Origin of the sequence: Mycobacterium lehmannii (assembly GCF_002245535.1) — a bacterium.
GTDB classification, from domain to species: Bacteria; Actinomycetota; Actinomycetes; order Mycobacteriales; family Mycobacteriaceae; genus Mycobacterium; species Mycobacterium lehmannii.
The window spans coordinates 46169-58282 of record NZ_NKCN01000009.1; the positions used below are offsets into that span (position 1 = coordinate 46169).

Sequence of the window (12114 nt, forward strand, 5' to 3'; positions counted from 1 at the left end):
AGACGGCAACCCCGAAGCAGGCGACACCGACGGCGCCGACGACAACCCGCTACCAGGCGAAAGCGCACCCGACGACAACCCACCCGCACCAGCCGACGACAGGCCCGACCCAGACGGCGGCTTAACACCACCACCCAGGGACGACAACGACGATCCCCCACCACCACTGCCAGGGGACGAAACAGGAGCGATAGGAGGAGCCACTGCCCCGGGGCTCGACGAACCCCATTCCGGGATGTCGCCCGCGGGACCCTTCAGTGGATCGGCGGAGTTGACTGGGTTGCCGGGCGTCCCTCCTTCGGCGCCAGGTCTACCCGAAGCCGTTCCTCCCTCACCAGGTGTCTGCCCCGGTTCATGTGCGCCTGGAATATCTCCAGGCTGAGGTTCAGTAATGCCACCGCCTGGCATCTCGTCACCCGGGACCTGATCTGTTTCGCCCCATTCGACGAGTTTGTCAACTGGCGACTGAGGCGCTGCGCTTCCTGACCCTGCGGGGTTGTCCAGGGCCATGGTGTCGTCACCTGTCCCGCCGTTTCCGGTGACGTGGTCCGCTGGTTGGATGTGCCCGCCTGATGTGGCTTGAGTCGAAGTTTGGCCGCCGATGTTTGCTGCCTGCTCGGCGATCGCGGCGGCGGTATCTGTACCTACCGCATGTGCTTGGGCTTGGGCCTGGGCGATCACCTCTTCGATTTGCGCGTGGATCGCCGCCATTGCCACGCCTGCGCCTATGCCACGCACCGACTGAAGCTGCTGTTTGAGACGGTCGATCTCTTCGTGGGCTTTACGGTCGATTTCGTCGAGCCGACCACGGGCGTGCCAGATCAGCTCGGCGGTCTCCTTGACCGCTTTCGACATGTCGCCGTACATGTCGGATTGGTTGATCACCGTTTGCGCGGTGCGGTAGGAGCGCTCGCACATAGCCTCGATCGTCTGCCCTGAGTTCTGCGTGCCCAGAGTGTCGGCAGCCCCTCGGATCGCCGATGCCGACGAGCTCAAGTCGGCGCTCTTCTGATTGAGAGCACTCGCGGTTTCCGACCAGGATTCCGGCGACGTTGTAGGCCAGACGCCGCCAAGGATGCGCTGGGAGTAAAGGCGCGCCGGCATTCCCGGGCCGGCGGCGACAGCTGCTGAGGCCGGCATCAGATAGTGCGCTCCACCCGCTTACCACCCAGCCCCGAGGTCATCGCAGATCGACTGTGGGCCACCGTAGGCAATAAGACTGTCCGTCCACGCCGCGCCGTCATAGGTTCGCTCGGGCCCGGGCTCAACATTGTTCACGAAAAGCCATAGATCATCGAGGTAACGCCGCATCGTTCGCTCAAAGCGCGGCTGCACACCTGGATGCTCGTTCATGACCGTCTCAACGCGGGCGATCCAGTCCTCCGTGTCGTTGATGAACTTGGGCAGTGCGGCGTCTCTAGCAGGCGTTCCTGGCTGGCCGAGCGCGAACCACTCCTTTGCCGTCGTACCGAAGTCGGTCATCAGCGGCGCGATCGCTGTGCAGAGCGCGCGGTCAGCTTCCTCAGTGGAAGCAGGGTTTGAAGATGCGGCTGGTCCAGTCGCTGCGGGCGCTGTTCCCGATTCACCCCCATTGCGGCCGGTAAGTGCCACTACCAGGGCTGATGCAGCCAGAACAACCGCTAAGACTATGCCGGCAGCCGCGAGCACCGTGCGTGCCCGGCGCGGCCGGGGCGGTGCAAACACCGGCGGGCTCGGCGGGGGTGTGTACCCAGGTGGGCCGTAACCAGGCGGCGGTGGCGGCAGCCGGTCACCGTTCGCCGGCGGCACATATGCGTCGGTCTTCCCACCCGCAGTCATGTATCCAGGGTAAAGGTCAGCACCAGTGACTGGCACCGCTAAATTCGGAACGCGACGCGGCCAGCTCCTGAGACTGGCATCAGCCTCCCTGACGTTCTACCAGCTGATACCTACGTCATTGCAGATGGATTGTGGTCCGCCGTAAGCGACCAGGCTGTCAACCCACGCTGCGCTGTCGTAGATTCGCTCAGGGCCCGGGGCGACGTTGTTTACGAGGAGCCACAGGTCATCAAGATGGGGCTGCAGAGTGCGTGTAAAGCGCGGCTGCACACCTGGATGCTCGTTCATGACCGTCTCGACGCGGTTAACCCAGTCCTTGGTGTCATCGACGAACTCGGGCAGAGCGCTATCCCGCGCTGGCGTTCCTGGCTGACCAAGTCCGAACCACGCGGTCGAGGTGTTGTCATACTCGGCCATCAGCGGCGCGATCGCGGTGCAGAGCGCGCGGTCAGCCTTCTCTGTAGAAGCAGGCGTTGAAGATGTGTCGGGGTCGTCGGCAGACGCGGCAACCGTGCTCGATTCACCCCCACTGCGGTTGGTCAGCGCCACGACAAGGGCCGCTGCGGCCAGCACGACAGCTAGGAGGCTGCTCACGGTAGTGAGCACCGTACGCGCCCGTTGGCCACGCGTTGCCGAGATGGCGTAGCGCTGTCCGGGGCCACCCTGATAATTCTCACCTACTGTCACGTATCAACGGTAAGCGCCGCTTGGGACCTGAACCGACGCAAATTTCGTGCATGGTGCGTCTGTGGGGGTGCGGTAGCGTTCCCATTGTTGCGGTCGCGCCCCTTGCGATCGGAGCCGAGGGGCCCGACTCCTCCCACCCTTTGGTCGGGCCCTTCACCTTCCCAGTGACGTGAGATTGACTGTGCTGTACCGCGTCTGGGATGAGCGCGTACCTGCGAGCTGATCGCTTGGCCAATCAGCCCGCAACCCGATTCGCCGACGGTTACGTCTGCTGCGGCGGGTCCACCATTGGCCCGAAATGTGTTGCGGCGCGGTGCTATTACACCACCCGCTTGTGAATTTCAGACGTCGTTGATGCTGTAGTGGTCCCAGAATTCTTTGCGCGACAGAAGCATTGCCTCGTTGGCAGCACTGAGAAGTTCGTTGAGCTTCTTCTCCAGCGCCAAGTTGGTCAGCGATGTGCGGGCTGCTTCGTGGATGAACAACTCAAGTAGGCGGCCGTCGTCGCCGAGGGTGAAACGCACCAACCCATCAGGGTCTTCAACCTCCGTGCGCAGCGCCCCCAGTTGGGCGATCATTTTGTCAAGGCGCTCCAGAGTCGCCGCCTGCTCAGCTTCGGAGAACTTGACTTTCTCCGCGTCGCCGAGGTCATCGAAACTCACACCGCCAAGCACTACGAGCCGTCCTTGGGCCCGACTGTGGTAATCCGGCGGATCAGCGGGGCGCCCTCGCTGCGCGGAGGCGGATCATCGTTACCAGGCGGCGGGTCGTCGGCCTGCTCTTTGGGTGCTGTCGCCGACACCGCGATCCGATCCTCGGTGACCTTACCGGTGACCGACTCTGTGTGCGGAATGTCGCGTGCCACAACCTGTTTCGGCTTGCCCTTGCGTTCCTCGTTCGCGCCGCCTTGCCCGCCGGCGCCGGCCAAGCCCGCCAGCGGCATGCCCATCGGCATATATCCGGCCCCACCGGGCCCCGCCGAGGGCGTCACCGGAGGCGGCAAGGACCCACCCGCGGGCAGGGTCGGCGGGGTGGGGTTGGGTCCGGTGGACGGAGTCACCGGCGGCAGCGACGGGGCGCCACCGGCCGCCGGCGAGGTGGCGCCGGCACCACCGCCGAGGCCGCTCATCTCGTCGAAAGGGGCGTCGTCCAGGCCGAGGTCCTCCCCGCCGACGTCGTCGAGGTTGGGCTGCGTCAGCCCAGAAAGGCCCTGAGTGGCAGCCCCGACCGCCTGGGTGCCGGCCTGAATCAGAGACTCGGGGCCCTTCAACATCGACGACACCACTCCACCTAGCAACCCCCCAGCTGCGCCCATAACGGTGGGGATCATGCTCGGAAGCATCGAGGCGAGCTGGCCGGCCATATCCGGTGACCCCGGCAGTCCCGCCTCCGCCGCCTCATCAGCCAACCCGGTCCCCTCGCCAACCGCGGCGGCGGCATCGTCGGCGGGAACATCGGGGATGCCGTCACCGTCGAGATCGATCTCACCGGACGTCGTGGCCTCAGTCGCGGTGTAGTAGCCACCGAATCCTTGCGCAGTCCGCCCCTCCATCTGCGCCTTTTCCTCCCAGGCATTGGCCAGCGGCACCGCGAACCGGCCGCCGGTCTGAATGTTGGCCTGAGCTAGGGTCTGCAGCCGGTGATTCATCGCTGCGAACTCGTCAGGTGACGGGATGTCGCGGCGAGCCTGGGTGACCTCCTGGGCGTGTCGATTGGCCTGGTCGGCCATGGTGTCGGCACGCTGACCCGAGGTTTCCAGCGCGTCGGCGTAGCCGATCAGATGGCTTCGCACTTTCTCGGTGGCCACTGGGCTTTCCCAGCTGTCGGGCAAGTTGTCGGCAATCAGGCGCACCACCGCCGAGGCATCGCGAGTCGAGCCCGCCACCTGCCGCCACCCGGCGATGAACGCTTCATTGCCGGAGCCGGCCCCGGAGTGCACCGCCTGCGAGATCGCCTCGGCAGGACCGGGCGGCGGCGGAACCAGGATGGGCCGCGCGTCAGGAGGCACCGGCGGCGAGGACGGCGCCCAGCCCGAAACGGAGGCGCCGTCGCTGCCGGTGTCCAGGCTGGTGATCTTGGCAGCGTTGGCGCTGTCCTTGGCGGTGAAACCGGATGCGATGTTGACCAGCTGCTCGGCCGTCGTTGCCAGGCCGGCCGCCTGCTCGGCAAGCACGCTGGCCAACGTCGAGCCCGCAGTCGTTAGCCGGGTCGCTGCGCCCACCGAGGCCGAGTCGGCCGCCAGCGGCGGATGCTCAGGGTTGGCTGCAGAGACCTCTGAGAGCGCGGCGGTGATCCGTTGCGCCGCCGAGGCCAGCCCGCTCGGGTCAACAGCAAACATCGGTCTACAGCATCCTCAGTCGGTCGCGTGCGGCGGCGAGATCTCGTTCGGTGGGGAAGTCTGCGTAGCAGACGGGGTCGAGCTCGGCCTGCTCCATCTGCTCGCGCAGCGCCACCTGCCCCTGAAGATACGCCACGTCGGCACACGCCATGATGCGCTGAGCTAACTCGTTCATGTTGTAGCGCATCGCCTTGGGTTCGAGTTGAACACCCAGAATGCAGCCCTTCACCGCGACTCTGACCAGGACCGCATCGTCGGGGGTTCGGGCGATGAATGCTTGCTCGCTCAGCGGCACATCACGGGTGTTCAATTCGCAGGTTCTCCGCAATGGTTTCGTCGCGTGCGACGAAGTTGGTCGCTTCGCGGCGCAGCCCGATCGCCGCGTTGCGGTGGGTGTGTTCGTGGTCGAGCAATGCTGCGTCGCGGTTGACCATCAGGTCCGACACCGCGGCTTTGAACTGGTGCATGATCGGCCCGAAGGTGTTGACCGCGGCGAGGATCTCGGCGCTGGCCTCGCGGGCCGGGACGATCTGGTCGGCGATGTCGTCGTGCTGGTTGGCGACGGTGCGCATCACCTCGGGGTCGATGTGGATCGGGTCGGTCATCTCTGTGTGGCTCCTTCGATCTGGCTATTGTCGCGATTTTCACCCGCGCCGTCATGCGGCGCGCAGCTATCCGGTCGGTGTGGGCACCGGCTCTGTCGGCATGGTCGTGGCCGCAGGCGCCTGCATGGGTGTCGGCGGCGGGACTGGTGCCGGGGTCGGCGCGGGCGCCCCGACCGCGGTGGGGTCCAGCCAGCCCAAAAAACCCGGGAGGGACGCGATCGACGATGCCGGCACCACCTGGCCGTCTTCCAGCGCCTTCACCGAGCTCAGCGCAACTGCGAAGTGATCGTTGAACACCGCCAGCATTCCCGCCGACAGACGTGACGGGTCCACCGGGTTGGTGACCGGCGTGCCCGGTGGAGGCAGCTCGAGGTGCTGCGCGCGGTAGGCCTCCTCCAGCGGCGTGCCCTCCAGGTGGGCCTTGACAGCCTGCGCCAGCTCCGGGGTGCGGGCGTTGGCCGTCGACCCGTCGGGCAGCGCAATCGTGGTCGGCGGCGGCGGCGGAGGAGGGCCCGGCGCGGCAGGCGGGGCCGTGTCGCCGGGGGTGTCCGCAGGCACGGGTTCTGGCGGTGTATCTGACTGCGGCGACGTCGCCGGCGGCGGCTCGGCGTCCACGGAGTCGCTCTGGTCCTCGTCGTCGAGTCCGTCGTCTTCGTTCTCGTCCGGCTCCACGCCGGGGTCTGGCTCCTGGCGGGCCGCCTGCTCGCCCAGCTGTGAGGCCAGCCCCGCCAGCGGGGCCGCCGCGCCGGTGAGCGCGTCGAGCGGGCTGCCACCGCCCAGTCCCCCACCCGGCGGGAAAGCGCTCATCGCGGCGGGTAGCGCTGAGGCCAACCCGGCCAGCGGATCTGGACCCAGCGGGCCGCCCATTCCCAGGTCCGTCAACGGATCGGGCATCGGTTCCATCGGCCCCAGAGCGGCCTCGGCAAGAGCGGGGTCGATGAAACCGGGATCGCTCACTGCCGGCGCAGCAGGCGCGGCGCCATCGGGTTCACCGGCAGGATCAGCGTTTCCGTTCTCATTGGGGGCGCCGCCATGGTCCAACCTGTACAGCTCGGCCAAAGCGCCGGCGGCTTTGGCATGATCCTGCGACGTCAGCGTGCCCGAATTGAGCACCTCACCGATCGCGGCGACCTGACTGCGCAGGAACTTCAAGAACGCCTGCTCGCCGGCCGGGGTGTCCAACGACATCGCCGGATTGTTGACCGCCTCGACGATCTTTTGCTGAATGTCGTTGAGTTTCTGCTGGCCCTCCGCGGTCGTGGTCCGCGCGGTCAGCATCACCTCGCTCAGCCTGCCCTCGGCCTCGCTGAGGTTGCTGTAGCGGTCCTTCATCTCCTCGTGCAGCTTGCGCACCGCCTCTGCGGTGCGTCCCGACTGCTGCTCGTCGGTCTCAACGCCGGCCGCGCTGCCCGCAGGGGCGCCGTTGCGCGGCTGCGGCTCAACACCCACAACGTCGCCGTCGGCGTTGTAGTAGGTGCGCTTGCCTGTCGCGGGATCGTCGACGTAGGACGATGCCATCGGCGCCACCTGCCGGCCCTGCGAATCGACAGGCACGTACTGCCCAGCATCGTTGCGGCGGAACTCCGGGAAGAAGGGTTGCCCCGTCTCACCCCCACCACCTAACAGCGAGACCGAGCCGTCGTCGTTGAGCACATAGGTGTTGCCGTTGTCGCGGTAGGCCAGCGACCCATCCGTGGGCACCCGGGTCCCATCGCTGAACATCAGATACCGATCCTCGGTGGGATCGGAGGTGTTGAACCGCATACCCGGATCGCCGTAGGCGGCCTGCGCCTTTTCCAGCACCTCGCCCCAGTAGGGGTCCGAGGGACTGATGTTGTGGGTGAACGCTCCCCCGTTCGGGCGCCACCCCGGATCCCAGCCCATGCCGAACCCGGCCACGGGTTTGGCGTGCCAGGACACCAGCTCCTCGAACTTGCGGGTATCGGTCACTGGTTCAACCCCTTCTGCCCCAGTCGGATTCGATGCAACACACTGATCGCGGCGGCGAAATCAGAAGCAGTCACGCGAAATTGCTTCCTCGAGGTCACCCGGCGGGGCGAACGCCGGCGGCCGCTCAGGCACCGAGTCACCGCCGAACACCTTCTTGGCTCGCGACACGAGATCCAAAATCTCGCTGGCTTGTTGCTGCAACCCAGACTCCACGGGCCAGATCCTTTCCTCAACGGCTCAAACCGAGCCTAATGCCGCCCAGATAGCCCGCCGTGCACGATTTTCGCGGGACGAGCACGGCGCTTAGTCGAGGGCAACCGGTCGGCGGGCCACAAAACCAGATGGCATCGGCGCGATGCGCACCACGTCCCCGGTCTGGGGAGCGTGCACAACCTGGGTCGCTGAAATCGCCAGCATCACATGGCCCGGGCCGCGGCTGTCATACGACGACTTCGGGAAGATCAGATCGCCGGCGCGCACCTCACTCGGTGCCACCGCCACACCCTGTTTGACCTGGGCGTAGGTGTCGTCGCCCAGCTGGACACCTCCGTGGCGCCACGCCCACTCCGTTAGGCCTGAGCAGTCAAACGACGATGGCCCCTCAGCACCCCACACATAGGGCCGACCAAGCTTGGACAACGCGGCCTTCACCGCTGCACCAGCCCGCCCCGGCGGAATACCCCGGCCGGTCACGATGCTGGGGCTTGGGCCGCCCCGGATTGCCCCCGAACCGTGCTTGCCCGAGCCCAGCCCTCCAAACCCGCTGCCGCCCAACGGAAGTCCGAAACCGCCGCCGCCGCCGCTCTGCGGCATCGACAAGCCCCCGAGCCCGCTCATCGGCGCGGCGCTGCCCCCGCCCCCTGCGCCGCGCCCACCGTAGGCCATCGACCGCAGCATGGCCGCCAGCTGCGCGTCGCGTGCTTTGTAGGCCTGTACGACTTGTTGTTGTTGGGCCACCCGGTTGCGCAGCGCGGCCAGCAGCGCTTTCTGCCCGGCCGGGGTGTTCGTTAACGGTGCCAGCCCGTTAGTGTCGGCCGCTGCACCCTTGACCACCCCGCCGGAGTTGGAGCGCCCGGCGCGATCGGAGCGCGCGGCCTCATCCAGTTGAGTGCTCAACGCACGATCGTTGCCGGCCAGCGAATCCAGGGCCGGCCCGGCGCCGCCAGCGAAGGTGCCGTAGTTGGTGGCCAGCTGCCCCGACAGCGGAGCCATCCGTTCTTGCCCGGAACGCACCAGCTGCCCGGCGCCCGACAGTTTGACCACCGCGCCCGAAGCCGGGCCCTGCCCCGATGCCGGCGGATCACCGAACAACGCGTGCGCGCGGCCCAGCACCTCACCGACCTGAGCCACCACCGCGCCAACCGACACGAAACCAGTATCAGCGACCCCGCACTAACCCCCAGACACAATTTTGGCCGCGCTGAACGGCGTTATCGCGGTTGGGATTCGGTGTGGCCGAAGCACGGCGGGCCCCAGAAGCCGCGCCCGGCCTGGCGGGCCGAGGCCTCCGCGGCCGCAATCTCAGCGGCGCGCTGCGGCGGACGCGACGGGTCGAAAATGTAGGAGCGGCCCGCGACGGCGCCCGCCGCCAGGACCGAGAAATCACCGCCGGCAGTCTGGATGTAAGCCAGCGTGCGGTCGTGAAGATCCTGGGTGGGATCGGTGACCAATGCCACCCGCTGATCGAGCAAAGTGGCGGCGGCGAAGTCGCTGGCCTGCTGGTCCCAGCCCGCCTCGGTGTAGCCCGGGCGTTTGGTCTCCGGAGTGTCGATCACACGCACCCGCAATCGGCCACGCACATCATCGTCGACATCGACGGTGTCGGCGTCGACCACACGCAGGACCGTAGCCGTGGCAGGTGCGGAATCGACCGGAGCTGCACAGGCCGACACAGGTGCGATCACCATCAACACCACCCCCACCGCGGCCACCGAAGTTGTTCTCATTCACCCATTTTCGCGCGGCGCGCAGGCACACCATGCACAAATACTGCGGCCTCACTCCCCCACCAACTCGGCGATCAGCGCTTCGATACGGGCAGCACTGCCGGCGTCGACGAACTGTCCTGCTTCGGCAGCCTCGACCAGCTCAGCAGCCAGCCCACCCAGCGTGGCGGCTTCACCGGCACTCAAGTTCGCCCGCCGCCGCGCCGCATACAGCCGTTGGCCGAGCGTGGCCGCCGGGTGCGCCGCCGTCTGCAGCATCAGCACGTCGTAGCGGCCCCGAATCAGCCCCAGCGACTTGACCACCTCCGTCGGCGCCCCATGGCTGTGGCGCATCGCGCGCACCGCGAGCGCCTCCAACTTGCGCAGGTCGGCCAGGATGGACGACGCCCGTTTGACGAAGTCCGGCGACGATGCGGTGGGCAGATCATCGATCGCGGTCTCGAACCGGTTCAGCGCCAATCTGAGCGCGTCGGCCACCAGCACTGCATCATCGGAGCTTTCGGCCGGGCCGGTAACGACTTCAGCGGCCGAACCCCCGGCGCGGATCCGCGCTATCGTTCCGGCCGGCCACTGCAAAACTTTCTCAAGAGTGTCTCTTGTGCGCTCGCGCGGCCAGGAGCGGCCTTTCTCAAAGTGGATCAGGGCAGGGGCGGTGATGATCCCTTGGCGAGCCAGTTCGCGCTGAGAAATGCCCAACTCTCGTCGGCGAGCTGCGACGGCGGCGCCGGCACGGGCAATCCCGTCGTCTAATTCGCCGTCCTGCACTGCGTCAGTGTAACCAGCGGTTATCACCATTTCGGAACATCGCGACACCCATCGCGGCTCAAATCCAGTGAACCCAGCGCTAACGATCCCAGCCCGACACCGCGATAAGGAAGCGCAAAACTTCACCGTTGAAATTTAGCGCTAGATAGTGCGGCGCTTAATTTAGGTGCTAAAGTTCGGGTCATTCTGATCAGCTCAGTGGGAGGAGCGACGGTGACAGTGACATTCGAGCGACCGACAGTAGGCATCAGCGCCCAGCCCTGCGTTGCGGACCCCGATCGCTGGGCCGCCGGCGGCAACGATCCCGAATTGAAGGCATTGTGCCGCGGCTGCCCACGCCGCTGGCAGTGCGCCAAAGACGCGCTCGACACACCCGGCGCGGAGGGTATGTGGTCGGGGGTCAACATCCCCAAAGAAGGCCGAGGCCGCAAGTTCGCCCTGCGCCAACTGCGATCACTGGCCACACACGGCGGCTTCACCGTCAGCGACGAGCCCGACACCGACGACTGACCGGGGCAGTCCGACCATGGACAACCACCACGGCGGGCCTCGACAGCGATCGCGTCAAGCCAGGACCGCCGCGCTGATGATCAGCGCCGGCACCCCGCCGAGCACCGCGCAGATCTGTCGGGCGCTTCCGGCGCTTCGCTTACACACTCCCCACATACTGCGGCTAAGACGTCGGCCCCGAACCTCAGCAGCTGCACCGGCCAGTAGGCGACACCACTTCATGCACCTGCTGCGCAAAGCGATCGTCGTTTCGCCACGCGCCGCCGCTGATCATCAGCCCGCCGGCCGCCCGGTGAACACAGCGCGACCTGCGCGCCCCGCCGAGGGCCGACAATGACCAGCCTCGCCGCCACCACGGCCACGCCCCGTCCCGGGTCAGATCGGGCCCTGCCGCATCGGCTACGGGCTGGCCACGATGACCACCCCGCAGACGTTCGACTGCGGGTCACCGCCGGTGACGACGTCGAACTGGCGGTGCACGACTACGGTGACCGCTGCGCAGACCGCACGGTGGTTTTCCTGCACGGGTTGTGCCTGACCGGTGCATCGATGTCGCGGCAAATCGAATACCTGCGAAGGCGCTGCGGAGACACACTACGGGTCATCAGCTACGACCACCGCGGCCATGGCGCATCAGACAGCGCAGCCATCCGCAGCTACACGGTCGAGCAGCTCGGCGCCGACCTCGCCGCCATACTTTCCGCGCTGGACGTCGCCGGGGCAGTAACTTTCGTCGGCCACTCCATGGGCGGAATGGCGGCCCTGGCCTACCTCGCCCGCCACCAAGCCCAAAGGCCCATCGACCCTCATGGCCTGGTGCTCATCGCGACCGCAGCAGGCCGACTTGGCCAGCGCGGCCTGGGCCGGCTGCTGGACACTCCCATCACCGCAGCCCTTTTCGGCGCCGCAGGCTACACCCCCGAACGGGCGGCGAAAGCGCTCAGCAGGCCGTTATGCGCCGCACTGAGCCGCTACTACTGCCTTGGCCACCCCCAGCGCACCACGCTGGGCGCGGCCGCCGTCGCAGCGCTGGCCACAACACCGGTCACAACCGCAGTCGGATTCCTGACCGCGCTGCGCCGATTCAACGCCTACAGCACCCTGGCCTCGATTTGCGCCCGCACCGCCATACTGAGCGGCGGCGCGGACCTGCTCACCCCCCCGGCCCATTCGCGCGATCTCGCCGCCGGTATCCCCCATGCGACCCGCGTGCATCTAGCCCACGCCGGCCACATGCTGCCCTACGAAGCTCCGCACGTGGTCAACCAGGCCATCGCACGCACGATTTCACCCCCACCCGCGCGACAGCCAGCTCGCCACACCGTCACACCCTTCGCCAGCGACGATCGCCAACCGGGCCCGACCGCGGCACCGGCCAACACCGCCACATGGCACGCCAACCGCCCTCGGAGCCAACAAGACCCATTCACCGCACAAGGTACGGCCAGCTGATGTATCCGGTCACAGCGCGATGGTCCACGCCACAACCCACACC

At 67.0% G+C, this 12114-nt stretch carries 14 protein-coding genes; 3 read left to right on the forward strand and 11 right to left on the reverse strand.

All coding sequences use genetic code 11. The annotated features are described in order from the left end of the window. Positions 1 to 591 precede the first annotated feature (591 nt). The gene (locus CEX87_RS27535) at positions 592 to 939 is read left to right on the forward strand and encodes a hypothetical protein (protein ID WP_233151358.1); all 348 of its coding nucleotides are present in this window, start codon (positions 592 to 594) and stop codon (positions 937 to 939) included. A 222-nt stretch (positions 940 to 1161) separates the two neighbouring features. Here the strand turns inward: CEX87_RS27535 and CEX87_RS27540 are convergent, their stop codons facing one another. From CEX87_RS27540 to CEX87_RS12115, 11 genes are all read right to left on the reverse strand, one after another. Continuing rightward, complete coding sequence (locus tag CEX87_RS27540) at positions 1162 to 1482, reverse strand: hypothetical protein (RefSeq protein ID WP_233151359.1); 321 nt, start codon at positions 1480 to 1482, stop codon at positions 1162 to 1164. Positions 1483 to 1914: 432 nt separating this feature from the next. Next, positions 1915 to 2505, reverse strand: coding sequence for a hypothetical protein (locus CEX87_RS12075; protein WP_142301089.1), 591 nt, complete (start codon positions 2503 to 2505; stop codon positions 1915 to 1917). A 341-nt stretch (positions 2506 to 2846) separates the two neighbouring features. Further along, positions 2847 to 3179: a hypothetical protein gene (locus tag CEX87_RS12080; protein ID WP_094287355.1), complete on the reverse strand. Its 333-nt coding sequence runs from the start codon at positions 3177 to 3179 to the stop codon at positions 2847 to 2849. Then, positions 3179 to 4843, reverse strand: coding sequence for a PPE domain-containing protein (locus tag CEX87_RS12085; RefSeq protein ID WP_094287357.1), 1665 nt, complete (start codon positions 4841 to 4843; stop codon positions 3179 to 3181). Before CEX87_RS12085 ends, CEX87_RS12080 begins: the two co-directional genes overlap by 1 nt. 4 nt (positions 4844 to 4847) lie before the next feature. After that, positions 4848 to 5153 carry a DUF2694 family protein gene (locus CEX87_RS12090; protein ID WP_094287359.1) on the reverse strand — a complete coding sequence of 102 codons (306 nt, stop codon included), beginning with the start codon at positions 5151 to 5153 and terminating at the stop codon, positions 4848 to 4850. Further along, positions 5140 to 5448, reverse strand: coding sequence for a type VII secretion target (locus tag CEX87_RS12095; RefSeq protein WP_094287361.1), 309 nt, complete (start codon positions 5446 to 5448; stop codon positions 5140 to 5142). Before CEX87_RS12095 ends, CEX87_RS12090 begins: the two co-directional genes overlap by 14 nt. A gap of 66 nt (positions 5449 to 5514) precedes the next feature. Then, positions 5515 to 7398 (reverse strand): DUF4226 domain-containing protein, encoded by a 1884-nt coding sequence (locus CEX87_RS12100; RefSeq protein ID WP_094287363.1) that lies wholly within the window; start codon positions 7396 to 7398, stop codon positions 5515 to 5517. 60 nt (positions 7399 to 7458) lie between these two features. Then, positions 7459 to 7611, reverse strand: coding sequence for a hypothetical protein (locus CEX87_RS27215; protein ID WP_158220767.1), 153 nt, complete (start codon positions 7609 to 7611; stop codon positions 7459 to 7461). Between the two features lie 90 nt (positions 7612 to 7701). Continuing rightward, on the reverse strand, positions 7702 to 8766 hold the full coding sequence (locus CEX87_RS12105; RefSeq protein ID WP_233151360.1) for a C40 family peptidase: 1065 nt from the start codon (positions 8764 to 8766) through the stop codon (positions 7702 to 7704). A 62-nt stretch (positions 8767 to 8828) separates the two neighbouring features. Next, complete coding sequence (locus CEX87_RS12110) at positions 8829 to 9344, reverse strand: thermonuclease family protein (protein WP_094287365.1); 516 nt, start codon at positions 9342 to 9344, stop codon at positions 8829 to 8831. Between the two features lie 51 nt (positions 9345 to 9395). Then, on the reverse strand, positions 9396 to 10109 hold the full coding sequence (locus tag CEX87_RS12115; protein WP_233151361.1) for a helix-turn-helix domain-containing protein: 714 nt from the start codon (positions 10107 to 10109) through the stop codon (positions 9396 to 9398). A 213-nt stretch (positions 10110 to 10322) separates the two neighbouring features. Between CEX87_RS12115 and CEX87_RS12120 the strand changes: the two genes are divergently transcribed. Together CEX87_RS12120 and CEX87_RS12125 are read left to right on the forward strand one after the other, a co-directional pair. Continuing rightward, the gene (locus CEX87_RS12120) at positions 10323 to 10619 is read left to right on the forward strand and encodes a WhiB family transcriptional regulator (protein ID WP_094287369.1); all 297 of its coding nucleotides are present in this window, start codon (positions 10323 to 10325) and stop codon (positions 10617 to 10619) included. Between the two features lie 333 nt (positions 10620 to 10952). Then, the gene (locus CEX87_RS12125; RefSeq protein ID WP_094287371.1) at positions 10953 to 12071 is read left to right on the forward strand and encodes an alpha/beta fold hydrolase; all 1119 of its coding nucleotides are present in this window, start codon (positions 10953 to 10955) and stop codon (positions 12069 to 12071) included. The last annotated feature ends 43 nt before the right edge of the window (positions 12072 to 12114 follow it).

Bases quoted from the DNA above. Each gene is read 5' to 3' on its own strand.
- CEX87_RS27540 (WP_233151359.1), bottom strand. From the start codon at position 1,482: ATGACCGACTTCGGTACGACGGCAAAGGAGTGGTTCGCGCTCGGCCAG.
- CEX87_RS12085 (WP_094287357.1), bottom strand. From the start codon at position 4,843: ATGTTTGCTGTTGACCCGAGCGGGCTGGCCTCGGCGGCGCAACGGATC.
- CEX87_RS12095 (WP_094287361.1), bottom strand. From the start codon at position 5,448: ATGACCGACCCGATCCACATCGACCCCGAGGTGATGCGCACCGTCGCC.
- CEX87_RS12110 (WP_094287365.1), bottom strand. From the start codon at position 9,344: ATGAGAACAACTTCGGTGGCCGCGGTGGGGGTGGTGTTGATGGTGATC.
- CEX87_RS12125 (WP_094287371.1), top strand. From the start codon at position 10,953: ATGACCAGCCTCGCCGCCACCACGGCCACGCCCCGTCCCGGGTCAGAT.